The organism is Salinimicrobium xinjiangense DSM 19287, from assembly GCF_000423585.1.
Taxonomy (GTDB): Bacteria; Bacteroidota; Bacteroidia; order Flavobacteriales; family Flavobacteriaceae; genus Salinimicrobium; species Salinimicrobium xinjiangense.
The window spans coordinates 88,291-114,174 of sequence record NZ_KE384058.1; the positions used below are offsets into that span (position 1 = coordinate 88,291).

22 protein-coding genes are annotated in these 25,884 nt (G+C 42.1%); 10 read left to right on the plus strand and 12 right to left on the minus strand.

Going from position 1 to position 25,884, the window contains the following annotated elements; translation table 11 throughout:
- Positions 1–29 precede the first annotated feature (29 nt).
- From G564_RS0117620 to G564_RS0117650, 6 genes are all read right to left on the minus strand, one after another.
- Positions 30–455: a response regulator gene (locus G564_RS0117620; protein ID WP_037374249.1), complete on the minus strand. Its 426-nt coding sequence runs from the start codon at positions 453–455 to the stop codon at positions 30–32.
- A complete protein-coding gene (locus tag G564_RS0117625; RefSeq protein WP_029038812.1) occupies positions 442–3,195 on the minus strand; it encodes a PAS domain-containing protein in 2,754 nt (917 codons plus the stop codon). The genes G564_RS0117620 and G564_RS0117625 overlap by 14 nt, the downstream gene beginning before the upstream one ends.
- Positions 3,196–3,546: 351 nt before the next feature.
- Positions 3,547–3,987, minus strand: coding sequence for a universal stress protein (locus tag G564_RS0117635; protein WP_029038814.1), 441 nt, complete (start codon positions 3,985–3,987; stop codon positions 3,547–3,549).
- A 106-nt stretch (positions 3,988–4,093) separates the two neighbouring features.
- Positions 4,094–6,457 (minus strand): S9 family peptidase, encoded by a 2,364-nt coding sequence (locus G564_RS0117640; RefSeq protein ID WP_029038815.1) that lies wholly within the window; start codon positions 6,455–6,457, stop codon positions 4,094–4,096.
- A 108-nt stretch (positions 6,458–6,565) separates the two neighbouring features.
- The gene (locus tag G564_RS0117645) at positions 6,566–7,042 is read right to left on the minus strand and encodes a ferritin family protein (protein ID WP_029038816.1); all 477 of its coding nucleotides are present in this window, start codon (positions 7,040–7,042) and stop codon (positions 6,566–6,568) included.
- Positions 7,043–7,255: 213 nt separating this feature from the next.
- Positions 7,256–7,741 (minus strand): YciE/YciF ferroxidase family protein, encoded by a 486-nt coding sequence (locus G564_RS0117650; protein WP_029038817.1) that lies wholly within the window; start codon positions 7,739–7,741, stop codon positions 7,256–7,258.
- Between the two features lie 155 nt (positions 7,742–7,896).
- Here G564_RS0117650 and G564_RS0117655 point away from each other — a divergent pair, with 155 nt between their 5' ends.
- Complete coding sequence (locus G564_RS0117655; RefSeq protein ID WP_029038818.1) at positions 7,897–8,412, plus strand: adenine phosphoribosyltransferase; 516 nt, start codon at positions 7,897–7,899, stop codon at positions 8,410–8,412.
- A gap of 11 nt (positions 8,413–8,423) precedes the next feature.
- Positions 8,424–8,564 (plus strand): hypothetical protein, encoded by a 141-nt coding sequence (locus G564_RS20945; protein WP_084625679.1) that lies wholly within the window; start codon positions 8,424–8,426, stop codon positions 8,562–8,564.
- Between the two features lie 80 nt (positions 8,565–8,644).
- On the opposite strand, the gene G564_RS0117660 is transcribed toward G564_RS20945, so the two are convergent.
- The 3 genes from G564_RS0117660 to G564_RS0117670 all read right to left on the minus strand — a co-directional run bounded on the left by G564_RS0117660 (position 8,645) and on the right by G564_RS0117670 (position 11,477).
- The gene (locus tag G564_RS0117660; protein WP_084625680.1) at positions 8,645–8,794 is read right to left on the minus strand and encodes an SsrA-binding protein; all 150 of its coding nucleotides are present in this window, start codon (positions 8,792–8,794) and stop codon (positions 8,645–8,647) included.
- A 206-nt stretch (positions 8,795–9,000) separates the two neighbouring features.
- Positions 9,001–11,118, minus strand: a complete 2,118-nt coding sequence (locus tag G564_RS20045) for a M56 family metallopeptidase (protein ID WP_051205608.1) — start codon at positions 11,116–11,118, stop codon at positions 9,001–9,003.
- Positions 11,118–11,477, minus strand: a complete 360-nt coding sequence (locus G564_RS0117670) for a BlaI/MecI/CopY family transcriptional regulator (RefSeq protein ID WP_029038820.1) — start codon at positions 11,475–11,477, stop codon at positions 11,118–11,120. The genes G564_RS20045 and G564_RS0117670 overlap by 1 nt, the downstream gene beginning before the upstream one ends.
- Positions 11,478–11,637: 160 nt before the next feature.
- On the opposite strand from G564_RS0117670, the gene G564_RS0117675 reads away from it, so the two are divergent.
- The 4 genes from G564_RS0117675 (at position 11,638) to G564_RS0117690 (ending at position 17,148) form a co-directional block, all read left to right on the plus strand.
- Positions 11,638–12,585, plus strand: coding sequence for a calcium/sodium antiporter (locus G564_RS0117675; protein ID WP_029038821.1), 948 nt, complete (start codon positions 11,638–11,640; stop codon positions 12,583–12,585).
- Positions 12,586–12,694: 109 nt separating this feature from the next.
- Positions 12,695–14,881 carry a glutamine synthetase III family protein gene (locus G564_RS0117680; RefSeq protein ID WP_029038822.1) on the plus strand — a complete coding sequence of 729 codons (2,187 nt, stop codon included), beginning with the start codon at positions 12,695–12,697 and terminating at the stop codon, positions 14,879–14,881.
- Positions 14,882–14,996: 115 nt separating this feature from the next.
- A complete protein-coding gene (locus tag G564_RS0117685; protein WP_029038823.1) occupies positions 14,997–16,178 on the plus strand; it encodes an AIR synthase related protein in 1,182 nt (393 codons plus the stop codon).
- Positions 16,165–17,148: a hypothetical protein gene (locus tag G564_RS0117690; protein WP_037374251.1), complete on the plus strand. Its 984-nt coding sequence runs from the start codon at positions 16,165–16,167 to the stop codon at positions 17,146–17,148. The genes G564_RS0117685 and G564_RS0117690 overlap by 14 nt, the downstream gene beginning before the upstream one ends.
- Before the next feature lie 50 nt (positions 17,149–17,198).
- On the opposite strand, the gene G564_RS0117695 is transcribed toward G564_RS0117690, so the two are convergent.
- Positions 17,199–17,576: a GxxExxY protein gene (locus tag G564_RS0117695; protein ID WP_029038825.1), complete on the minus strand. Its 378-nt coding sequence runs from the start codon at positions 17,574–17,576 to the stop codon at positions 17,199–17,201.
- A 225-nt stretch (positions 17,577–17,801) separates the two neighbouring features.
- On the opposite strand from G564_RS0117695, the gene prfA reads away from it, so the two are divergent.
- From prfA to G564_RS0117715, 3 genes are all read left to right on the plus strand, one after another.
- On the plus strand, positions 17,802–18,878 hold the full coding sequence (prfA, locus tag G564_RS0117705) for a peptide chain release factor 1 (RefSeq protein ID WP_029038826.1): 1,077 nt from the start codon (positions 17,802–17,804) through the stop codon (positions 18,876–18,878).
- Positions 18,879–18,929: 51 nt separating this feature from the next.
- The gene (gene pyrF, locus G564_RS0117710) at positions 18,930–19,739 is read left to right on the plus strand and encodes an orotidine-5'-phosphate decarboxylase (protein WP_029038827.1); all 810 of its coding nucleotides are present in this window, start codon (positions 18,930–18,932) and stop codon (positions 19,737–19,739) included.
- Between the two features lie 64 nt (positions 19,740–19,803).
- On the plus strand, positions 19,804–20,601 hold the full coding sequence (locus G564_RS0117715; protein ID WP_029038828.1) for an ABC transporter substrate-binding protein: 798 nt from the start codon (positions 19,804–19,806) through the stop codon (positions 20,599–20,601).
- Here G564_RS0117715 and G564_RS19635 read toward each other — a convergent pair.
- Positions 20,583–20,768: a Lacal_2735 family protein gene (locus G564_RS19635; protein WP_037374252.1), complete on the minus strand. Its 186-nt coding sequence runs from the start codon at positions 20,766–20,768 to the stop codon at positions 20,583–20,585. The two genes, G564_RS0117715 and G564_RS19635, sit on opposite strands and share 19 nt — an antisense overlap.
- A gap of 723 nt (positions 20,769–21,491) precedes the next feature.
- Positions 21,492–22,196 carry a DUF4197 domain-containing protein gene (locus G564_RS0117725; RefSeq protein WP_029038829.1) on the minus strand — a complete coding sequence of 235 codons (705 nt, stop codon included), beginning with the start codon at positions 22,194–22,196 and terminating at the stop codon, positions 21,492–21,494.
- 183 nt (positions 22,197–22,379) lie between these two features.
- On the opposite strand from G564_RS0117725, the gene G564_RS0117730 reads away from it, so the two are divergent.
- A complete protein-coding gene (locus G564_RS0117730; RefSeq protein ID WP_029038830.1) occupies positions 22,380–25,811 on the plus strand; it encodes a methylmalonyl-CoA mutase family protein in 3,432 nt (1,143 codons plus the stop codon).
- The last annotated feature ends 73 nt before the right edge of the window (positions 25,812–25,884 follow it).

A 25,884-nucleotide genomic window follows, 5' to 3' on the forward strand; every position in this document is an offset into this window, starting at 1 on the left:
CACCTATTCTCCCTGCTCTTTGGCTTCGTTTAATCTTCCCTGAAAAATTGCCGCACTTGTTCCAGATTTTTTATTGTAGTTACACAGGACGAACTTAAAGGTTTTGGACAAAAATGAATTACAGAGGAATATTTCTGTGCCTTTTCCTGATCTTTCTGATTAATAGAGGAAGTCACGATGACGACGAATATCTGCGCCAGAGGCGGATCTTTTTTAAGTTCTTTCAGAAATTTCCAGCCATTGACCACGGGCATGTTGAGATCCAGAAGAACCAGAAAGGTATTTTCGGCGCTGTCCTTCCTTAGCAGATAATTAAGAGCTTCCCCGCCATTGCTGCAAATCACAGGTGCCGGTTCTATTTTTGAGCAACGAAGCTGATTTTTGTGTAACAGGGCAACAACCCTGTCGTCGTCCACTACCAGGATCTCCAATGGTGTGGAACTACTTGATCTCAATATCTATTTTTTCAGTTTTACCTACAATATTGCGAATGATGCTGTCGAGTTCATTGGCTGAATCCTGTATGTGAAAAAAGATTTCTTCTCTGGACATTTCCTGGCAATTTTCCTGCTCCAGGAGGTGTAACAAACCTTTTATCCGCGCCAGGGGAGCTCTTACAACGTGAGACTGCTCCCAGGCTATTTCTTTTAAAAGTTTGTTCTGCCGCTGTACCCTTCGAAGCAATTTTCTTGAATTTGTAACGTCCAGAACGGCACCTACCATACGGGTAGCCTTTCCTTTTTTATTCCTGATGATATATCCCCTGTCCTGGATATATGCAATTTTACCATCGGCCTTTAAAAAGCGATATTCCAGTTTCCATTTCTTAACCTCGGGATCGTGCACTGCACAGGCAAGGGATTTTCGCACCTTCTCCTTATCTTCTTCCACAACCTTGTTCAGCCAGAAAGAATGTACAGAGGTGGCTTCATTGGTATGATAGCCAAATATGTTTTTATAGCCTTTACTTCTTGTAACCGAATCTGTAGCTATGTCCCAGTCCCAGATCATCTCGTTGGTAGCCTTCATCGCCATTTTAAAGCGCTTGTTTGCTACTTTTAAGGCCTCTTTTTTTGCGGTGATCTCTGATATGTCACTGGTAGCCCCTATAAGCCTGACGGCTTTCCCGGTATGGTTTCTAATAATATATCCTTTATCCACAACCTGGGCATAAGTGCCGTCTGCTTTACGAAACCTGTATTCGGTTTTAATATAATTCTCATTTGGATTGCGAAGAACTTCCGATAATCTTTTTCTTTCCTGAATAAGGTCTTCGGGATGGATGTTATTCTTCCAGAATTCCCTTTTGTTTACCACATCTGAAGGGTATCCAAAAAGTTCTTTTCTGCTACGATGAAAGCGGGTAACATTATTACTGGTAAGATCCCAGTCATATATAAGATCTTCGGTGGCTGTTGCCGCTAACTGATATCTTTCATTGATGTGCTCGATCTCCCGCGCCTGTTCAATGATAGTGGTGACGTCCCTGGAGTTGGCAACAATTCCCTGTACCGCGGGATCATTCAATAAGTTGGTCGCAGTGGTTTGAGCCCAGCGATATTCTCCTGCTTTATTCATAAACCTGAAAGGAGAGATCTTTACCTGTTTTTGCTCCTTGAGCTGGTAGAATTGGTGTTTGACTCTTTCCCAATCTTCAGGATGAATGAAGTGAAAGGCGTTTTTTCCTATAAGGTCCTCCGGATCAAATCCCAGAATGTTCTTATAGTTCTCGCTAACAAAAGAATAATAGCCTTCAATGTTCAATATTCCTATAAGATCTGAACCTTCCTGAACGAGGGCGCGGAATTTTTGCTCACTACGTTTTACTTCCTCCTCACTTTTCCTAACCCTGTCAATCGCTGCTTTTTTTTCAAAAGCATTGGTAAGATTTTGAGTAAGGCTTTTTAGAAATGTGATCTCTTCTTCCTTCCAGGTTCGATCATTGGTACAGTCGTCAAAACCTACAAAACCAAACAGTTGTTCCTCCACAAATATGGGAAGTAAAAGCATGGATTTTATATGCTGCTCCTCGAATATCTCCTTTAGTGCCCCCGGCTTAAGTTCATGTCTTGTAGCGGTAAAAGGCAGGTTTTTGGTAAGGGGAGCAGTGATCTCTTCTACCTTGCTAATAGGCATGTTTTGCAAATCGGGATTATCTAACTGCGATTCTGCATTTTCACTACACCATTCCACCTTCTGACTAATTAGGATCTCACCCGTCTTTGGATCCTTATCGGCTCCAAAGTAATACATGCGATCTGCTTCTACGGTTTGGGCTATGATGCCGAAAGTATCGAGGAGGGCTTCATCATTAATTTCTTTTTCCAGCAGGGAGCTTATAAAGGCAGCATTTACTTCCAGAAATCTGCTTTTTTCTACCACTACCTTTTCGCTGTTGCGCAATTCAGAAATATCTTTAGCTATACCGTGAACTTCAGTTACCTTTTCATCTGAAAACATTGGCATCAGGAGTACCCTCAGGATCACTGTCTTCCCTAAAGCTGAAATGAAATCGGCTTCAAAAGAGGTGATCTTACCGGAAATGGCTTTGTCAAAGTGCTCCAGGATGAGGTCCTTGTGGTGGGGTGAGCAAAAAGGTAAAAAATTGCTGCCTACAATTTCTTCTATAGAAAGTTCTGCAAGTTTGGCGAAACCTTGATTGGCATGTAAAAAATTCCCTTCCAGGTCCAGCCGGTACAGTCCGTCGGGATTCTCACGAATAAAATTTTTGAATTGTTGCCGGTTAATATTTAATTCGGCTTCAATTTCTTTTTCTTTTTGGGCGTATAAATTTTCCCGCGTTACCTCCTTAGAGGTATGAAGTATTACCTCGATCTGTCCATCAGGATTTTTTAAAGGGATATTCTGAAAAGTAAAATAACGTTCCTGGTATTCCCCTGTGCTGCTATTTAACAGATCATACCTGCAGTTTTTGACAGCATCTTTTTCTCCTGTTCTTAAAACTTTTGTGAGGGAAATAAAAACTTCACTTTCATTAAAAGCTTCAAGCTCAGGATTCGGAGGAAAGACCTTTTCAAGATCTTTTTGAAGTATGTCAGCTCTGCTTATACCCGTCAGGTCAAGATATGCCTTGTTTACATCTGCCGTGATAAAACTATTATCAGGTTGAGGTTTTAAAACCAGGCATGCCTGAGGCAATGCTTCAAAAATTTCTTTCCAGCAATTCTCGGTCATGGTAGGGGTATAAAAAAACGCCTTTTACTATCTTAATATTTTGTTAAGGCACGTGAGCAAATATAATTAAAATATTTTCTTATTACCTACTGAAAATTATGAAGTTATGATATTTGAGCTTTAAAAATAGGTATTTAGACTTCCTTTTAAAAAATAAATTGCTGGAAAAATCCTACAAATCATTTGTACCTGATTTAGGTCTGCTTGTCTTAAATTTTTCTAATAAAAAAGATCAGAAAATAATCCGTGGAAAAAACGATCTGAATTCCGGAAAACAAATAGAGTTATTACCGGGACTCCATCTTCTTAATTGAATGGCAGGTAAAATTTATAAACCCGGAAATGAAAGAATTAATATTTTACAGGCACCAGCATTACCGGAATATTTAAATCCTCCATTAGGTCCTGTTCAATGCTGCCCACAAACATCTGATAAAAGAAATTACGCCTGTGATGACCTGCAATAATAAGATCTGCATCTAGATCACGGACTGCAGCCTTAATCATTTTAACCGTAGATCCCTCCAGTTGTACCCCCTCGGCTTTGATATCCTTTTGCTGAAGCCCGGCGGCAAGTCTTTGTACAAGGTCTTTTTCCTTCTTCCGGTTTTCCACTCTTTTATCCTGGGCAAATTGAGGTCCCGCTTCAAGACCAAGAAAATCATCCGGATCGGCTTCGCTAACGTGCAGTATCCAGACTTTTGAACCAAAAGCCCTTGCTATTTCTTCGGCTTTTCCTAAAAGGCGATCAGCGTTCTTCTCAACATTGATAGCAACCAATATTTTTTTCATGGTGGGATGATTAGTTCATTAAAGGTAGGAAATTTAGTTCTTTTGTGAAAGAAGGAGCAGCCGAAAATAAAAAGTCCGGAGCTTTTATGGCACCGGACTTTAATTATTAGTCTACCAGAGTTTCATTAAAAAGTTGCAGTATTCTTCTGTACTCATCTGTCCAGCTGCTGGGTTCCTGGAACCCATGATCTTCAACAGGATACACAGCCATTTCCCAGTTTTCCTTTTCTAATTCGATAAGTCTCTGCGCCAATCTTACTACATCCTGGAAATGAACATTCACATCAATCATTCCATGGGCGATCAAGAGGTGTCCTTCAAGACCTTCAGCAAAATAGATAGGGGAGGAACGCCTGTAGGCGATAGGGTCATCAACGGGTTCATTCAGGATATTTGAGGTATAGCCATGATTGTAATGGGCCCAGTCTGTTACCGATCTTAAGGCCGCACCTGCTTTAAATGTATCAGCTTCAGTGAAAAGGGCCATTAGAGTGATAAATCCGCCGTAGCTTCCGCCATAGATCCCCACTTTTTCGGGATCTACGTTATGTTCTGCAATGAGATATTTCACCCCGTCCACCTGGTCAGACAGGTCTTTGCCTCCCATATGTCGGTAGATTCCTGTTCTCCAGTCTCTTCCGTAGCCGGCACTTCCGCGGTAATCAATATCCAGCACAGTATATCCCAGATCTGTCAATAGATTGTGGAACATATATTCCCTGAAATAACTTGACCACCATTTGTGTACGTTCTGCAGGTATCCGGCCCCATGAACAAAAATAACCGCAGCACCATTACTGGCTTCGGCCGTTGGTTTATATAACCTGGCAGGTACCATTGCTCCATCCTGAGCCTCGAATTGGACCAGCTCGGGATCACGCCAGTCATAAGCTTTAAATTCATCGGACTGGCCGGAGGTAAGCTGCCTGGCTTCAGCCCCGGGAGAGGTCTTTTTCAGGTACAACTCCCATGGCTGGTTGGAGTAGGAGTACCTTATGGCCATATACTTTTCATCGGGAGAAAGCTCCACCTCATTATTTCCTGTAAGAGAAGTGAGTTTTTCCATTTTTCCTCCCTTGACGGGCATCTTGTAGAAATGTCTCTCCCCCGAGTGTACTTCTGAAGTAGTCAGATACCAGTGCTTTCCGTTTCGCGACAGGAAGGGATCAAACACCTCATATTCTCCCTTCGTAAGGGCTGTTTTTTGGCCGGAATCCACATTCAACAGGTAAAGGTGAGAATAACCTGTCTCCTCGCTTTGAAAATAAATAGTTTGATTGTCATCAAGCCAGCCTATGGTTCCACCACTCCAGGAATGTCCTATTCCGGGCCCTGCAATCCATGCTTCGTCTCTCTGGCGGTCCAGGCTTTTCAATTTTCCTGTTTCCAGATCCACGAGTGTGATCCATCGATCCTTGTTGTCTTCAGATCTTACGATCAAAATTGCATTTTTTCCATCTTCAGAAAAATAAGGACCATTTGTGTACACCTCCCTTACTTCCTCTTTCCATTCCTTGTCGGGGTAATCACTTACATAATCAGGAAGATCTTTGATCCCCGGCAGGTCATCTGTCTGCACTTTATATACTGTATCCTTTTCAAGATGGTAAATGGCGGTCTCAAGTTTTGCCTGCTCACTGCCAACCTTGCTTCGGGCAGGGAGATTTACGGTATATCCCGAAAGATCTGTATAATCGGGTACATCTGTATCTTTTGCGTCACTCCTGCTATATAGCTGAAAAGTAACATGGTCTCCTGCAGGAGAAACCTGCATATTCATAACTCTTTTGTCACCGGTATAATAGGTATAATCCGGGGCAGTGGCTGTCATTTCCCGATAAGCGTCTCTTGACTTTCGGTTCTCCTCCCGTTTTTTTACTTCTTCCAGCAATTGCAGATTTTCATCCTGAAGCCATTGATCCTGCTCAGAAAGTTTTTTCTCTTTTTCCTCTTTTTCTTTTCCTGAACGTATATTGGTCAGTTTCTTAATTGCCCCAGAGTTGAGGTTGTAAGTGTAGGCATTGTTCTCATAAATGAAACTGATCCCTGATTCGTCGGCCAAAAACTGCGGATTGGATATTCCATTACTTAGCTCAACCAGTTTTTTTTCTTCCCGTTTTTTTAGATCATAAAGAAATAAAATTCCGTTACGGGTAAAAACTTTTTTATTATTCGCCTTATTAAAATCTCCCTGTCGTGGAAGCAGTTTGTCTTCTTCCTGCCAGCTTACTTTTTCTATTTTTTCAGGATTTTTAATGTTTAACCTGTAAAGGGAATCTGCAGGATTATTTTCAGGATTATATCTAAAGTAGATATTTTCACTGTGTGCTCCCCAGGAAATATTGGATGGGAAGTTGCCTATCCACGAAGGATCCTGCATTATCTTTTGCACTGTTAGATCTGATGTCTGGCCGTAAATGTGCTGTAGGCTAACAAAGGCCAAAATGTAGAGGAAATACTTATTACTCATTTTGAAATTTAAATTGGAACGGCAATATAGAAAATCCCCCGGGAATCTATAAAATGTAAAAGCACCGAAAAATTCTTCGGTGCTTTTAAAAGAATAATTTTTATGCAATCAGCCGTGACTGCGTTCCTGTTTGAATTCCCCGTTCTGCTGATATTGATATTTGAGTAGCTTTTTAATCGATTTCAATTCAAAAATACTGTTCTCAATAAAGGCTTTATGACGGATAAGGATTTCCCTAAAAGATCCCAGGTGAATACGGCAAAGCGCCTCGTGGTATGACTGAAGATCTTTTTTATTTAGCTTTAAAGTTTTGCTGATAATCTTTCGCTGTGCTTCAGGTTCAAATTCTTCTCTGTCTCTTTTATACAATTTGGAAGGGATGTAGGGTTTTTTACCATTGTAAAAAGCAATTTCATCGGCTAATTCTACAGCGAACCTTGAACGGCGGGAGGCTAAATTTTGATAATAATGTTTTAGAGATGTGTCTGTGAGCTTCTCTGCAGACTTACGGCAGTGTTTGGACATCTCAAAGTTGTCTTCAATTAACTTCATTAGGATTAACTCCTTGATATCCTGGCTATTCATCACCTGAATTTTTTCTGTTTTTATAGATTATAAGTTATGAAAAAGACATGATTTTTCTACTGAATTTTCCTTACTTAACTATTATTTGGCACTTGAAGAAGAAGACGACAAAAATCCTCTTAAAATATTTTTTCCTGAGATAGATTTTTTATTTAAAACATAAAAGAACCGTCTACACGAGGCAGACGGTTCTTTGAAATATATAGGGGCTGTTTAAGATTTTGCCTGACGGTTCAACCGGTCTTCGGCCATATCTGTAAGGAGATTGTCAGTTTTATACTCTTCATCCAGAGTTTTCTGCAGTTTAGCGGCAATGTCATCATGACCTAATTCCTTAGCGTAACGTACTGCTGTACCATACCCGGAGATTTCATAGTGCTCTACACGTTGAGCTTCGGCTATTAGTCCGGCATCGCGTACATCCTTTTCAGTGTCTTCTTTCAGGAAAGATTCAGCCTCCTTAACGAGACCTTCCATTGCTTTACATTTTTCACCTGTAGGTTTGATACCGAGTTCGTCACAAACTTCTTCAATACGTTTAACATGACCTTCTGTTTCCTTAAGGTGTTTTTCGAAAGCCTTTTTCAATTTGTCATCATTGGCGTTTTTCTGCATTTTAGGAAGTGCTTCTACAAGTTGAGTTTCGGCACTGTACAAGTCCTTCAACTGGTGCTCAAACAGATCTTTTAAATTTTTCATTTTTCTAGCTTTTTAAGTTTACTCTAATTTAATCAACGCTAGTAGAGAAGGCCGTTAAATGAGTAATAAATCTTTGTTGAACTTTTACTAATAACACAGTAAAAACGGCAGTTCCTACAGGAATTAATTTTTATCTTGCGGTTTAAATTCAGCTTATGTTTAAAATTCAGGATTACATCAGAGATATTAAGGATTTTCCCAGGGAAGGAATTGTGTATAAGGATATCACGCCCCTGCTACAGGATCCCGCAGCTACCCGAAAATCTCTCGAGGCGTTTTTGTCATTTTTGGAAGGTGAAAAAATTGATAAGGTAGTCGGAATCGAATCCCGCGGCTTCTTTTTTGCCACCCTTTTAGCGCAGGAATTAAACGCCGGTTTCGTCCCGGTTCGAAAACCCGGTAAGTTACCTTATAAAACACATCAGGAAAGTTATTCGCTTGAATACGGTAAGGATATTTTAGAAGTTCATTGTGATGCTATAGAGAAAGGGGAAAGAATCCTTATCCATGATGACGTCCTGGCAACCGGTGGTACCGCCGCCGCTGCCTGTAAGCTGGTGGAGAAATTAGGAGGAGAGATTGTGCAGTGTAATTTCCTGATGGAACTGGATTTCTTGAAAGGAAAAGAAAAGATCAGTGCATATAAGGTGGTGTCGCTGATTAGTTATTAGTTAATTGGGGATTGGTTAATTGGGGAATCGTTAATTCGGGAATCGTTGAATCGGGAATCGTTAATTCGGGAATCGTTGAATCGGGAATCGTTGAATCGGGAATCGTTGAATCGGGAATCGTTGAATCGGGAATCGTTGAATCGGGAAATTAATAAAGCTCCACAGAATGCAAACCTGCAACCTGGAACTTGACACTTTCAATCTTGAATCTTAAATTTTGAATTTTGAATTGTTAGAGTGAATTCTTCGTCACCCAGGTTTTCCATCCAATAAGAGCTTTTTGAAATTTGGTGGCTTTTGCAAGATCGAGCTGCCTTTTCGAGTAGCTGGGCAAAACTTTCTTGTTGATCTTTGAGAGCGTTCTGAAAATAGTTTTCTTCATGCCGGTTGGTTTCTACCAAAGATAATGAAAAAGTCTTCAGTGGTAGTGGGCAGTATTCAGGAAGTTAAAAGTGCAAATTGAGAACTTGAACACAGAATTTTAGAACCGAATTGAAGTTGACCAGGGGTTTTAACCCTGTCAGGATTCCAAACCCCCTGACAGAGGTTGTGCATTCTGTAACCTGCAACCTGCTACCTGTGTCGATCTTACTCTTTTGTAATTATCTCAATAACCCCTTTTGAGGCTTTCTCTCCATATTTTTCAACTGCTTTGGCATCTTTAAGTACAGTGATAAATTCAATATCATCTACGGAAATAGTTTTCACATCAAAATCCTTTGGCATTTCTTTTCCGTTGACTACGTATAGAACATCAAGTGGGAGGGAGGCACTACCCACGTCCCTTACAGACAACCTGGTGCTTTTTCCATCTTTAGAATCCTCAAATCGAATGGAATGAGCTGAAAAGTGAACATTTCCTTTTTCTTTCTTTGACTGCCGAGATTCGGCAGAAGCGTTTTTCATTTCTCCGGCAGTTTTTAATTCGATCTCTATTACTCCGTTTTTACCTGGTTCTCCATATTTCTCTACAGCATTGTGGTCTTTAAGAACATTGATAGTTTTAATTTTTGAAGGATCGATATCTGAAGAATTGAAATCCTTTTTCTGAATTTCCCCATCGATAATGATAAGTGGACCATTTTCCTGGGTGATGAATATTTGATTTTTTTCGTTTTCGGTTTGAACCGCGATGATATCTTCAGGCTCCTGGTGAAACTTTACATCGGTAAGTTCAAACTTTGAAGGTGTTGATGATGTAGATCTTTGGGTGATTTCAGATTTTACGCCAACCAGGACCGGCGGCGCATTTTCCTTTACATGAATAAAGTTCTGACTGGAACTCATTTGTTTCAAATCCATGGCTTTTAAAGCCGCTTTAAAGTCTTCAATTATCACGCTTTGTGCAAGAATAATGGCTCCGTCTTTTGCTTTACTGCCGTACTTTACTTTTGCTTCTGCCGGACTCAGTGCACTCCAGCCTTCCTTGATCAACAAGTATTTCCCTGTCAGGCGGGAAGTGCTGTATTCCTTGCCCTCAATGAGATACAAAGGTGAATTTCCCATCCCCGAAAGAGCTCCTTCTGTGTTTACCGGCGCAGAAGCATCAGGGGTCATCGTTACCTGTTCACCATCGGTATAGATCAATAGAGGACTAATTCCATTCTCGTTTTTGAGAGAGAGGCTTCCTGTGGTTCCTGTTGACTTCTTTCTAAAAGATACAGCAACATTAGTTAGCAAACCTTCAGAAAATTTAAGATCCTCAAATTTAAGCTCTACTCCCAGTTTGTTGAAAAGACGTTCAAAAGAACGCAGTGCCTGTTCATCAGATTCTTTTGTAACATGAGCAGCAACTTCTGTCCTGGTAATCTGCGGCTTGTCTTGTACAGGAACTGCCATCGCTTCGGTCTTTACATTAAAGCTGAAGATGAAGAAAAACAGAAAAGGCAGCAGAAAACTTACCTTCCAAAAATTCGATTTTTGAGAAACATTTTTATTGAGCATCATAATACGTTTTTTAATGAAGGATTGATAGAATTGATTGGTTAGAGCCGGCTTAAAACGGGCGACTGATATTTTTAAAAGAGTCTTTTGATATTCCATTTTTGACACCTCTGTGGCTAACACTTCTTTGTCGGCCAGGTACTCGAGGTTTTGGACAAGGCTTTTTCTATAAAGCCAGGAAAATGGATTGAACCATAGCAGAAAAACGCTTAGGCTGCTAATTATCTGGTCAACAGAATGCCACTGGCGTACGTGTGAGCGCTCGTGCTTAAGGATCATTTCCAATTCGGCTGAGGTGTGCTGGTCCGGATCTATTACTATGTACTTAAAAAATGAAAACGGCTGAGTATTTCCATATTTCTGAATAAGGTAGTGATCGCCTTGTGGAATGGTTTTGTGAGAATAGATCAACTTCAGAAGGGAAAAGACTTCAACCAGAAACTTAAAAAGGAAAAAACTGAGTCCAACAAGATAAATTATTCCCGCCATTTGCCACCAGTCAAAGGATTCCGACCGGGTGGCTGTACTGGCTAATACTTCAGCTGAAAGATTTTCAGGAAAAAATGAAGCAGCAGAGCTCTCCACTTCGATGGTTCTCGTGATCTCCAGTGAGGGCAGGAGCAGGGAAGTGACAATTCCTGCCAATAAAAAGATGCGATTGGCTTTGAAGCTCGTGTCATTCTTCAGCAGGAAAAAATAGCCGGCGTAAAAAAGACTCATTAAACCTGCACTTTTAAGTAAATAAATAATAGCTTCTTCCATCACTTCTTCCTTTCAATGATATCCAGGATCTCCCTAAGTTCCTGCGCACTTATTTTTTCTTCCTTCGCAAAAAAAGAAACTACATTTTTATAAGAGCTGTCAAAAAATTTTTTTGTAGCCATATTCATAAATTGCTTTCTGTATTCTTCTTTGGTGATCAAGGGATAGTACTGATGCGTTTTTCCAAAGGCATTGTGGGAAACATAATTTTTCTCTTCCAGGTTCCGCACAATGGTAGATACCGTGTTGTAGTGCAGACCCTCATTAGGAAGATCGGCCAGGATGTCTTTTACAAAAGCTTTGTTCAACTTCCACAAAACCCTCATGATCTCCTCCTCCTTATTGGTTAATTTTTCCATATTCATATCTCTGTAGAACAAACATAACTAAAAATATCGTTTCATAACTATTTTTATAGTTATTATTTTTATTCTTGTCTTTAGGGTTTAATTAACCTCTTCAAAATTGCCAAGATTCATGCATTCGGCGGGAAACTTATATCTTCGCAAAAAAAACTGAATGAGCATCGTATACATTATCCTCGGATTTATTTTACTTGTAGTGGGAGGGGAGTTCCTCGTTAGATCATCTGTAGCAATCTCTCTAAAGCTGAAATTATCCCGGATGGTAATAGGCCTCACCGTGGTTTCTTTTGCTACTTCGGCTCCCGAACTTCTTGTGAGTCTTCAGGCTGCCCTCAACGGTTTTTCTGATATTTCACTGGGTAATGTGATAGGATCCAATATTGCCAATATCGGTTTGGTTATGGGAATTACGGCAATGATCTCTCCCTTACTTATTGACCGGGAGTTTTACAGGTTCAACTGGCCTGTCATGATGCTTTTTTCCCTGGCCCTGTATTATTTCCTGTTTACTGAAGATGTTCTTTCCCGTCCCGAAGGGATTGTACTTGTGATAGCCATAGTGGTTTACCTCATTCTTCTCATCCGTCGGGCACGAATAAAACCCGAATTACAACCCGACGAGGTGGACCCAGATCTTCAGGTGGCATCCAATTTTAAAACTGTATTATGGCTTATTATTGGAGGAGCGGCTCTGTATTTTGGTTCGGAGTTCCTGGTGTCTGGTGCTGTAGACCTGGCTTCAGCTTTAGGAGTGAGTGAAAGAGTGATCTCGGTGACCATGATCGCCATTGGAACCAGTGTCCCGGAGCTTGCTGCATCAATTATCGCAGCTGTTAAACAGGAGAAGGCGATTTCCCTGGGGAACCTTATTGGCTCCAACATCTTTAATATTGCTTCTGTACTTGGTATTACCGCAATTATTCAGCCCATTGCTGTAAAATCTGAAGCTATCCTTAACAGTGATATCTGGTGGATGCTGGGAATAGCCTTTATTTTGATTCCGTTGGCTTTCCTTCCGAAGCGTTTTTCTTTAAACCGGTGGAAAGGCTTTTTACTTTTTGCAGGATATGCCTTATTCGTTGCTTTGGCATTTATGGGATAGGGGTCAATCACAATAAAACATAAAATTTTTGTAAATACCCCCTAATATTTTAGGGGGTGTGATTAAAAAATAAATATCTTTGTTGCCGTTAACCCATAAAAATAATTAAATGGCAACTTTAAGATTCCAGGCACTCAAGGAGACTTTAAATCGCAAACCCATCGAGATCGTTGAAAACGAAAGACGTTCAGAGCTTTTCGGCCGTAATGTTTTTACCGAAAGTGTAATGCGACAATTCCTGACCAAGGAAGCTTACCAGAGTGTTTTGGATGCCAACGCTACCGGTAAAAAGATCGATCGTACTATTGCCGACCATATTTCTACGGGAATGAAAGAGTGGGCAATCACGAAAGGAGCTACTCATTACACCCACTGGTTCCAACCTCTTACGGGAAGCACTGCCGAAAAGCATGATGCTTTTTTTGAAACTATAGGTGATGGCCTGGCCATTGAAAAATTTGGCGGCGGACAACTGGTACAGCAAGAACCGGATGCTTCCAGTTTCCCTCACGGCGGTATAAGAAATACCTTTGAAGCCCGTGGATATACCGCGTGGGACCCCACTTCCCCGGCATTTATTTATGGGACTACTCTTTGTATTCCCAGCGTGTTCGTTTCCTACACGGGAGATGCCCTTGATTATAAAACTCCTCTTCTGCGTGCTCTTCACGCGATAGACGATGCCGCGACTAATGTGGCGAAATATTTTGACAAGAACGTTAGCAAGGTGCAGGCTACCCTTGGCTGGGAGCAGGAATATTTCCTAATAGACTCAGCACTGGCAGCTTCACGTCCCGATCTTCAACTTGCAGGCAGAACTTTACTGGGGCACTCCCCGGCTAAAGGTCAGCAGCTGGATGACCATTATTTTGGTTCCATTCCGTCACGGGTATTGTCCTATATGAGAGACCTTGAAAAGCAATGTATGTTGCTTGGAATTCCTGTTAAGACAAGGCATAATGAAGTAGCACCAAACCAGTTTGAACTGGCTCCTATTTTTGAAGAAGCTAACCTGGCAGTTGATCACAACTCACTGTTGATGGATATTATGCACAGGGTGGCAGATCGTCACAACTTTGTTGTGCTCTTCCACGAAAAGCCCTTTGCAGGAATCAATGGAAGCGGTAAACACAACAACTGGTCTTTAAGTACAGATACCGGAGTGAACCTTTTAGGACCCGGATCTACGCCGATGAAAAATCTTCAGTTTTTGACATTTTTCATTAATACGATCAAAGCCGTTCACGACAATGAAGAGCTGCTTAGAGCCACTATCGCCAGCGCATCCAACGACTTTAGACTTGGTGCGAATGAGGCTCCTCCGGCTATAATTTCAACATTCATTGGATCTCAGTTAACCGAAGTTCTTGATGAACTTGAAAAAGTCACCGACGGAAAACTTTCTCCTGCAGAAAAGACCGAACTTAAACTGAATGTTGTTGGAAAAATACCTGAGATCCTTCTGGATAATACCGACAGGAACAGGACCTCTTCCTTTGCCTTCACCGGGAACAAATTTGAATTCCGTGCCGTAGGATCTACAGCAAACTGTGCCGAGCCTATGACCGCTCTTAATGCTATAGTTGCAAAACAGCTAAGAGATTTTAAGAAGCAGGTAGATGCTTTGATCAAGGAGAAGAAAATGAAGAAGGATGATGCTATTTTCAATGTTCTTCGGGAGTACATTAAAGATTCTAAAAATATCCGTTTTGAAGGAGATGGTTATTCCGAAGAATGGGAGAAAGAAGCGGCAAAACGTGGTCTGAGTAATAACCGTAATACTCCTGAAGCCCTTAAAGCCCTTATAAAAAAGGAAACCATTGAGATGTACAAGGAACTGGGGATCATGAATGAGGTGGAAATAGAAGCCCGTCATGAGATCCAGCTCGAAGAATACATCATGAAGGTGCAAATCGAGAGCCGTATCCTGGGAGATATAGCACGTAACCATGTGATTCCAACGGCCATTCGTTACCAGAATATTTTGATCAAGAACGTACGCGGTCTCAAAGAGATATTTGGAGATAACTTTCAGCAGCATTCGAGAGAGCAACTGGAGATCATTAAAGAGATCTCTGAGCGTATTGAAAAGATCAACTCCGGCATTACAGAAATGATCGAGGCACGTAAAAAAGCAAATAAGATCGAAGATGCCGAAGAAAAAGCTTTTGAATATTGTAACGAAGTGAAGCCTTTCTTTGATGTTATCCGCTACCACTGTGATAAACTGGAACTGTTGATCGATGATGAGATCTGGCCATTGACAAAGTACAGGGAATTGTTATTCACAAAATAATTCTACTTAAAAATGCAATTTTAAGCACCCCTGTATTTGGGGTGCTTTTTTTATTGTTTAAATAGCAAGCTCAAAAAACCTAAACTAATTATCTTTGAACGGTAAATCGATCTACATGAGCCAGGAAATAAGTAAAAGATATGCCGGCCGCGGAGTTTCTGCCGGAAAGGAAGATGTTCACAACGCCATTAGAAATGTCGATAAAGGCTTGTTCCCCAAGGCATTCTGTAAGATCGTCCCCGATCATCTTACCGGCGATGAAGATTATTGTCTCATCATGCATGCCGACGGTGCCGGTACAAAATCTTCCCTTGCCTATATGTACTGGAAAGAAACCGGTGACCTTAGCGTCTGGAAGGGCATTGCCCAGGACGCGCTTATCATGAATATAGACGATCTCCTTTGCGTGGGAGCGGTAGATAATATCATGCTTTCATCCACGATCGGCCGAAATAAAAATCTGGTGCCGGGTGAAGTGATCTCCGCAATCATCAACGGTACAGAGGAATTGCTGGAGGATCTTAAAGGCTTCGGAATAACAGTCCACTCCACGGGCGGCGAAACTGCCGATGTGGGTGACCTGGTACGCACGATTATAGTTGATTCTACTGTTACTGCCAGGATGAAGCGTAGCGATGTGATCGATAATGCCAACATCAAACCCGGAAATGTGATAGTAGGCTTAGCTTCCTATGGGCAGGCAACCTATGAGAAAGAATACAATGGCGGAATGGGCAGCAACGGACTCACCTCTGCGCGCCACGATGTCTTCGGAAAAAGTCTGGCCGCAAAATATCCTGAAAGTTTTGATCCTGCAGTGCCTGAAGAACTTGTGTACAGCGGGTCAAAGCATTTGACAGATGCTGTTGAAAACGCACCGCTTGATGCCGGAAAACTTGTTCTTTCTCCAACCCGTACCTATGCGCCGATTATTAAGAAGATCCTGGAAAAGTACTCCAAAAATAACATTAACGGAATGGTTCATTGCAGTGGAGGCGCGCAAACCAAAGTGCTGCATTTCGTAGATAAAGTTCACGTTGTTAAAGACAAGTTATTTGAAGTGCCGCCGCTGTTCAAATTGATTCAGAAGGAAAGTAAAACCGACTGGAAAGAGATGTACCAGGTGTTCAATATGGGGCATAGGATAGAATTGTATGTAAATGAGAAAATTGCTGAAGATATAATCTCCATCTCCAAATCTTTTAATGTAGATGCAAAGATCATAGGTAGGGTTGAAGCTTCAGGAGAGAAAAAATTAACCATTAAAAGTGAATTCGGTCAATTTGAATACCGATAGGAAACTTTTGCCGGCAACAGAGAGTTTGCTGGCAGAGATAGCGGGAAAAGCCGATTTTCATATCATCGATGCCTATAAAAATGCGGTGCTCTGTTTTGGAAGCAAAGCAGATGCAGACGAACTTCTGAAAAAATTTCTTGAAGAACCTACAGAGCCCTTTTCCGAAGATCTGCTGGAGATCATTGGACAATGGGGTGATGAAAAACATGCCCGGGAAATCTTTAATTGCTGCATTACAGATATCCGGCTCAATGAAAATTTTCCTGAAGCAGTTCTGGAAGTACTTGGCCGACTTAAATTCGAACCTGCCAAACCTGTTCTTGCTCATTACGCATTCAGGTCGTCCCAATATTATCTAAACCGATCGGCTGTTCTTGGTCTGCTTCATTTTGACTGCAGGGAATATCAGCAGGAAATTAAAAATGCAGTAACCGGAGTTCTTTCAAAGAACACCTTCCCAGAATTTCTTCCTGCTCTTGTGTGCAAACTGGAGAATAGAAAAGAATTACTGGATCAACTTTTTCATTCCGGCTCTACAACAATTTCAACAGATTGTAATGCGGGCATATTTTTGGGATTCGCACTTTGTGGAAAAGATGGCAAGAAATATTTCAAGGAAGCTCTTTTTGATCCCAATTGGGAGGCTTTTTATAATGCTGCGCGTATGGTGGTCAAGGGAATGGATCATCTTGAGATAAGTTTTGAGGAATTGCTTCAGGAAGCAACTTTGATCAAGGATGAGAAGGTGTTGCAATATTATATGCTGGTGCTCATTTCGTTGTTGGAGATTAAGGTAAAGTCTTATGAAAATTCCGGAGAAAGTTTCGAAAAGATCTACCGGAGCCTGTTTGTTACCAAACTCTTTCTTATTCTCGCAGAAAAAGCCGGACAGGAGGATGATGCAGAGAAGCTGGAAGAGCTTTTGATCTTGAGGATGAAGGAGGAGGTGATGTTGAGGAATAGGAGATAATTTTTTAACATCTGCCAATTTTTCCCGCAGATCACGCTGATCTTCGCAGATTATAAGTTATTCACTTTACGATGAATTCCATCATTAATCTGTTCAACATTAAAATTAATTAGGATACCTAATTTGCAGCCTGTCAGCTTTAAATAGGTCAGTATTTGTTTGTGGTGTACGGGAGCAATAGCTTCAATTGATTTTACTTCAATTATTACTTTTTCCTCTACGAGAAGATCGATTCTAAATCCCACTTCAAGTTTTTCCTCATTAAAAATAACAGGAACTGGGACTTCTTTTCTCACGGTTAAACCTTCCTTCCTTAATTCTGCTGCCAAGGCAGCAACATAAACTGACTCAAGTAATCCCGGCCCGAAAAAATTAAACACCTTAAATATTGCTCCCCTAATCTTAAAGGAAATTTGATTTTCTTCCATTTCCAGAATTTATTAAATGTATGAAGATCTGCGCCAATCTGCGAAATCTGCGGGAAACAAATCGGGTTTAGATAAGGATAATAATTTTCCTTCAAACCTAATTATTAAATTAAGGAAATAGTTTATCTGAACCTGCAATCCTGCTGAATAATTTTTTACCTCCTCATAAATCCCTTAATGAAATCCGACGGATTTATCGTAAATTTGCCACTTTAAGGAGATGTTATGATCGAGAAATTAAATATTGTGAAGCAGCGTTTTGACGAGGTGAATGACCTGATCATTCAGCCCGACGTGATTGCCGATCAAAAGCGCTATATAGAGCTGAACAAGGAATACAAAGACCTGAAGAAACTCATGGAGGTTCGTGCAGAATATATGAGTCTTCTTGATAATAAAAAGGAAGCCGAAGAGATCATTGCCGATGGCAGCGATCCCGAGATGACCGATATGGCCAAAATGCAGCTGGAAGAGGCCAAGGAGCAGATTCCCGGAATGGAAGAGAAGATAAGAATGATGCTTGTTCCTAAAGACCCTGAAGACGCCAAGAACGTGGTGATGGAAATACGTGCCGGTACCGGTGGGGATGAAGCCAGTATTTTTGCAGGTGACCTTTACCGTATGTACACCAAATACATTGAAAGCAAAGGCTGGAAGCACCAGATCGTTGACTTCAGTGAGGGAACCAGCGGCGGATTCAAGGAAATCATTTTTGATGTGACCGGAGAAGACGTCTACGGAACTTTAAAATTTGAAGCCGGAGTGCATCGGGTGCAGCGTGTTCCGCAAACTGAAACTCAGGGGCGGGTACATACCTCGGCCGCTACAGTGATGGTATTGCCCGAAGCAGAAGAATTTGATGTTGAAATTGATCCAAAAGAGGTAAGAATCGATTACTTCTGTTCCTCAGGACCGGGTGGACAGTCGGTGAACACCACATATTCGGCAGTACGTTTAACTCACCTTCCAACCGGATTGGTGGCGCAGTGTCAGGATCAGAAATCCCAGCATAAGAACAAGGAAAAAGCTTTCCGCGTGTTGAGGTCCAGGCTTTATGAGCAGGAACTTGCAAAGAAAATGGAAGCGGATGCTGCCAAGAGAAACTCTATGGTTTCCAGTGGAGACAGAAGTGCGAAGATCCGTACCTACAACTATGCGCAGGGCCGGGTGACCGATCATAGAATTGGGCTTACTCTGTATGATCTTGGAAACATCATCAACGGAGATATCCAGAAGATCCTTGACGAATTACAATTAGTAGAAAACACCGAAAAACTGAAAGAGAACTCAGACGTTTTTTAAACATAAAAACTCAAAGCTGCCGCACTCCGGCAGCTTTTTTATTTCCAGCCAATGACCACCTCCCAACTTGTAGAACAAATACGCCTGAAAAAGTCATTTTTGTGCATAGGTCTCGATGTGGACCTTAATAAAATTCCTCAACATTTATTTAAGGAGGAGGATCCAATCTTTGCCTTCAATAAAGCAATTATTGATGCTACGCATGAGCTCGCTGTAGCTTACAAACCTAATCTTGCATTTTACGAGGCTCAGGGGATCAAAGGGTGGAAGAGCCTGGAAAGAACCATTCAATATTTGAACAGCAACTTTCCTGAGATCTTCACTATAGCCGATGCTAAGCGCGGAGATATTGGTAATACTTCGGGTATGTATGCGAAAGCCTTTTTTGAGGACTTCAATTTTGACTCCGTTACCGTAGCGCCATATATGGGTAGGGATTCCGTGGAACCCTTTCTGTCATACGAGAACAAGCACACCATTTTACTGGCTTTGACTTCTAACGCCGGAGCTTATGATTTCCAGACCCAAACTGTAGAAGGAGAAGAATTATATAAAAAAGTGATCCAAACTTCCAGGACCTGGAACAACGGTCAGAATTTAATGTATGTGGTAGGGGCTACCAAAGCGGAATTTTTAAAGGAAATCAGGAAATTAATTCCTGAGAGTTTCTTACTGGTACCCGGTGTAGGTGCGCAGGGCGGGAGCCTGAAAGAAGTTTGTGAATACGGCATGAGCCGGAATGTCGGTTTACTCATCAACGCCTCCCGGGCGATAATATATGCTTCTGAAGCTGCCGATTTTGCTGAAGCTGCCGCTGCCGAAGCGAAAAAGCTGCAGCAGGAAATGGCTGCATATTTGTAAAAAAGAGCTAGAAAAATCAGGTGTCAAAAATGTCAATTTTTGACACTTCTTATTTCTGAACCTTATGAGAAATTTCCACGACCAGTTAGACAGAAAAATTGAGCTGAAGGAGCTTCCGCAGCGAATCGCTAGCCTGGTGCCGAGTCAGACGGAACTGCTGGTAGATCTTGGTCTTCGGGAGCAGATTGTAGGAGTGACAAAGTTCTGTGTCCACCCAAAGGACCTCCGGAGGCAGAAAAAGGTAGTAGGCGGCACCAAACAGGTGCATTACGACAGGATTTCCAACTTAGATCCTGATATCATTCTCTGCAATAAAGAAGAAAACACCGAAGAAATGGTAGCAGAACTGGAGAAGATCGCTCCTGTCCATGTTTCAGAGGTGAAAACTATTGATGATTCTCTGGAGCTCATTCTGCAGTATGGGGAAATGTTTGGAGTAGCAAATAAAGCTTCAGAAATTGCAGAAGAAATAGATAATTTAAGGAAGGAATTTCAGGAGGAAATGGAAAAGGTGCCGGAGCGAAGGGTGGCATATTTCATCTGGAAAAATCCGTGGATGGTTGCTGGGAAAGATACTTTTATTGATCACCTGCTGGAGCTTAACCGCTTCAAAAATGTGTTTTCAGAAGGAGATTCCCGCTATCCTGAAATTAGTTTGGAGCAATTGAGGCAAAAAAAGGTTGAATTGTTGCTGCTTTCTACAGAGCCATTTCCGTTTAAAGAAAAAGATAAGGAGACGTTGAAAAAAGAGGTGGGGATGGACGGGGTCCACATTGTGGACGGTGAGTATTTTAGCTGGTACGGATCGCGGCTGAGAGCGGCTTTTCAGTACTTCAGGGAATTTCAGGCGATCTTACTTTGATCGCGCTCCATACGACGGATCTCCTGCAGAATCTTGCAAGCCTTGTCGTTGAGCAGATCGCTTCTTTTTTTATCGACCAAAGCGAGCTCAAAAGACCTGCGCATCAGGAAGGTGTATTTTTCCTGAAGCCTCTCCAGCGTAGATCGGGGTTCAAATAATCGGAACATATGTTTTGTGTTATTGATACAAAGATATCTTGCGAAATTTCGAACTTATCCTAACCTAAAGTTAACTTTTTGGTAAAACTGTGGCATTTGCCTCCGTCTCTTGTTAAAAACTTAGGACTTAGCAGCTTGAACTTCAGGTTCTACCGCGGTTGGATGGTTTTTCAAATTGTTTATAACGTCAAAATTAAGTGTTCAGTGGTCAGTGGTCAGTGGTCAGTGATCAGTGATCAGTATTTCCCGAATTTCCAAATTACAAGCACCAAATTCCAAAAAGAGATTTGAAAATTAGTTAATTTGAAAATTTGAAAATGAAAAGGAATTGAGAGCATGAGTAAATAATACAATCTGTGAATCCGTGGCTTAGTGGTCGGAAAACATTGAGTCTTAAACTTTGAACCACTGAAGGCAACCCGCTTTTTCAGTAAGCAGTTTCTTGTAATGTATAGTGTAAAATGTATAACTGGAATCTGCGGAAATCAGCGATATCAGCGGGAAAAAAGTCTTCAGTGTTCAGTGATCAGTGATCAGAAAAACTTTAAAATCACAAACCCCCAACTCGCAACTCGTAACCCGGAACTCGCAAGCCGCTTTTCAGTAGTAAGGTGGAATTCTAACTTGGCAGTGGACTTGTAATGTGAAACTTGAAACCTGCAACATGCAACAATTCAAACTTCAAATCTTAAATCTTAAATCTTGAACCTTGAATTTTGAACCTTGAACCCGTCAGTCTTGCAACGCAAACACCCTCTTCAGCAGGTCTGTTGTTCTGGAGGCGAAATTGTTCCTGATCTCCTTTTCTTCCACTGCGATCATGGTGTAGACACCTTTAAGGGCTTCCTGGGTGACATAATCCCCAAGATCGGGATTAACGTCACCCGTTAGAGGCAGGGCGTTGTAGCGGTTGATTATTTCGGTCCATACTTTGGTAGCACCAACCTTGTCAAGAGAGTTGGTGATCACCGGATTGAATTTGGAGTATAACGGATCTGTAGTTTTTTGAGCGAGATAAGTCGTGGCCGCTACATCATCTCCTAAAAGGATGTTTCGGGCATCGGTAAAAGTAATCTGTTTTACCGCATTGACAAAAATTGGGGTAGCTTCCTGCACCGCATCTTCGGCGGCACGGTTTAGTACCTTCAGGCCTTCATCAGCCAATGAGCTCATTCCCAGGTCGCGCAGTGTTTTGTCCACTTTTTGCAGTTCGGGCGGCAGACCTATACGCACCAGCTCATTATTAAAAAATCCGTTTTCCTGTGCCAGTTTAGTTACCTGTTTGTCTATTCCGAAATCCAGCGCCTGGCGTAAACCTGCGGCAACTTCGGCATTACTGATGCCCGTGCCTTCCTGCGGCAGAGAATCGGCTATTTGTTGTAATTCGGCACAACTTAAAAAGAATGGTACAAGAGCAAGGAGGAAAAATTTCTTCATGTGATAATTTTTGCTAAAGTTAGTTATTACCCAAAGATTAAAATCATAAACAAAAGTTATCCTGCAGCAACCGTGCCTTTAAATATTATTCAGAAAAACTGCGGCCGATTTTTATATCTTTTCAAAAATGGCATCTTCGCTTCTAAATTCGTAAATTGCACGCCCTAAAACGTTTTCGAAGAAATGGAACAACAAGCTCCTTATAAACCTAAGAATAAAGTAAGAATTGTAACTGCAGCTTCCCTTTTTGACGGGCATGATGCCGCGATTAATATAATGCGTCGTATCATACAGTCGACAGGGGTGGAGGTGATCCACCTGGGACACGACCGCAGCGTGGAGGAAGTGGTAAACTGCGCAATTCAGGAAGATGCCAATGCTATTGCCATGACCTCCTACCAGGGTGGTCACACAGAATATTTTAAATATATGTACGATCTGCTGAAGGAAAGAGGTGCAGGTCACATTAAGATCTTTGGCGGCGGCGGCGGAGTGATCCTGCCCGAAGAGATCAAGGAACTTGAGGACTACGGGATCACCAGGATCTATTCTCCCGATGATGGCCGGGAACTGGGTCTTCAGGGAATGATCAATGATCTTGTAAAGCAATCTGACTATCCGCTTGGCGACAGTCTCAACGGTGAAATGAAGGAGCTGGAAAATAAAACTCCGGGTGCTATTGCCAGAGTGATCTCGGCTGCGGAAAACTTTCCGGAAATAGCAAAAGACACTCTGGACAAGATACATTCTGAAAATAAAGAAACTGAAATTCCTGTTCTGGGAATTACCGGAACCGGGGGTGCCGGAAAATCTTCTTTGGTGGACGAACTCGTGCGACGCTACCTGATGGATTTTCCTGAAAAAACTATCGGGATCATTTCTGTAGACCCTTCAAAAAGGAAAACCGGGGGAGCCCTTTTGGGAGACCGCATCAGGATGAACGCAATCAATAATCCGCGGGTGTATATGAGATCCCTGGCTACCCGTCAGTCAAACCTTGCGCTTTCAAAATATGTTGCTGAAGCCATTCAGGTACTTAAAGCCGCAAATTATGATCTTATTGTGCTGGAAACGTCAGGAATTGGTCAGTCTGATACCGAGATCCTGGAACATTCTGATGTTTCTCTGTATGTAATGACACCGGAATTTGGTGCGGCTACTCAGCTGGAAAAGATCGACATGCTCGACTTTGCCGATCTTGTAGCGATTAATAAATTCGATAAGCGCGGAGCTCTTGATGCTTTGCGGGATGTGAAGAAACAGTACCAGAGAAATCACGGATTGTGGCATGAGAATGCCGACAATCTTCCTGTTTTCGGAACCATCGCCTCCCAGTTCAACGATCCCGGAATGAACACACTGTACAAGCAGATCATGGACAGGATTGATGAGAAAGTGGGCAGCAAGTTCAACTCGACATTCCACATCTCTAAGGAGATGAGCGAAAAGATCTTTGTGATCCCGCCCAACAGAACGAGATATCTTTCCGAGATTTCAGAAAATAACCGTAGCTATGATGAGAAAGCTGCAGCCCAGGCTGAGGTGGCTCAAAAGCTCTACGGAATCTATAAGACAATAGAATCAGTTTCAGGACTGAAGCTCGGATTAAACCAATACGGTCTGGATGAGGATGGATTTAAAGATGCATCAACTTCAGAAAATGAAGACCTGCTGAATCTTCTGAAAAAGGAATTTGATAAAGTAAAAATGGACCTCGATCCCTACAATTGGGAAATCATTACCGGCTGGGATGAGAAGGTGAATAAATATAAGGACCCGATCTATTCATTTAAGGTTCGGGACAAGGAGATCAAGATTGAAACTCATACTGAATCTCTTTCACATACGCAGATCCCAAAAGTGGCACTTCCAAAGTACCAGGCCTGGGGTGACATTTTAAGATGGTGTCTTCAGGAAAATGTTCCCGGGGAATTTCCATATACCGCCGGACTTTATCCTTTCAAGCGGCAGGGAGAAGATCCAACCCGGATGTTTGCAGGGGAAGGTTCTCCGGAGCGTACAAACCGCCGTTTCCACTACGTGAGTATGGGCTTGCCGGCAAAAAGGCTTTCGACAGCATTTGATTCTGTAACCCTTTACGGAAATGACCCCGACCGCCGACCCGATATCTACGGAAAGATCGGGAACTCCGGAGTTTCCATCTGCTGTCTGGATGACGCGAAGAAATTATATTCCGGATTTGACCTGGCCGATGCTATGACTTCGGTGAGTATGACGATCAACGGTCCGGCGCCAATGTTGCTTGGGTTCTTTATGAATGCGGCCATAGATCAGCAATGTGAGAAGTACATTGTCGAAAATGGATTGGAAGATGAAATAAAACAGAAGATCAAAAAGATCTACGAAGATAAAGGCATGGAGCAGCCAAAGTACCGCGGTGAACTTCCGGAAGGAAATAATGGCCTCGGATTAATGCTGCTTGGTGTTACCGGAGACCAGGTTTTACCAGCCGATGTTTATGCAGATATTAAAAAGAGAACCCTGAGCCAGGTTCGTGGAACCGTACAGGCAGATATTTTAAAGGAAGATCAGGCGCAGAACACCTGTATCTTCTCAACTGAATTTGCATTGAGGCTTATGGGAGATGTACAGGAATATTTTATTGAGGAGAATGTACGGAATTTCTATTCGGTTTCTATCTCGGGATATCATATTGCTGAAGCCGGAGCCAATCCTATCACACAGCTGGCACTTACCCTCGCTAACGGATTCACTTATGTTGAATACTACCTGAGCCGCGGAATGGACATCAATAAATTCGGACCTAACCTGTCATTCTTCTTCTCCAACGGAATCGATCCAGAATACGCCGTAATCGGAAGAGTTGCGAGAAAGATATGGTCAAAAGCGCTTAAGTACAAATATGGAGCGAATCCTAGGGCACAGATGCTGAAGTATCACATCCAGACTTCCGGAAGATCATTGCATGCGCAGGAGATCGATTTTAACGACATAAGAACGACGCTTCAGGCGCTTTATGCGATCTATGACAATTGTAATTCATTGCACACCAATGCCTATGACGAGGCGATCACTACGCCTACAGAAGCTTCGGTAAGAAGGGCGATGGCGATTCAGCTGATCATCAATAAGGAATTGGGGTTAACCAAGAATGAAAATCCGATTCAGGGAGCTTTTATCATAGAAGAACTTACAGATCTTGTGGAGGAAGCCGTGCTGCAGGAATTCGACCGCATCACGGAAAGAGGAGGTGTTCTCGGAGCAATGGAGACCATGTACCAGCGCAGCAAGATCCAGGAAGAAAGTCTGTACTATGAAACATTAAAACACAATGGAGAATTTCCGATCATCGGAGTAAATACTTTCTTAAGTTCAACCGGTTCTCCAACCGTAACTCCGGGAGAGGTGATCAGAGCAACCGAAGAAGAAAAGCAGAACCAGATAGAAACCTTACAGAACCTGCACGAGGCGAAGAAAGAACTGGAACAGGAGACCCTTGAAAAGGTGAAAAAAGCCGCTATTCAAAATGAGAATATTTTTGAGGAGCTTATGGAGGCAACTAAAGTCTGCTCCCTCGGCCAGATCACCACAGCTTTATTTGAAGTAGGAGGGCAGTATAGACGAAATATGTAAGCAGATCGCCCTTTTTCTCAACCGAAGGGCAGAGAAAAAGGTGCAGGCTGCTTATCCCGAGAGGCGCAGCCGA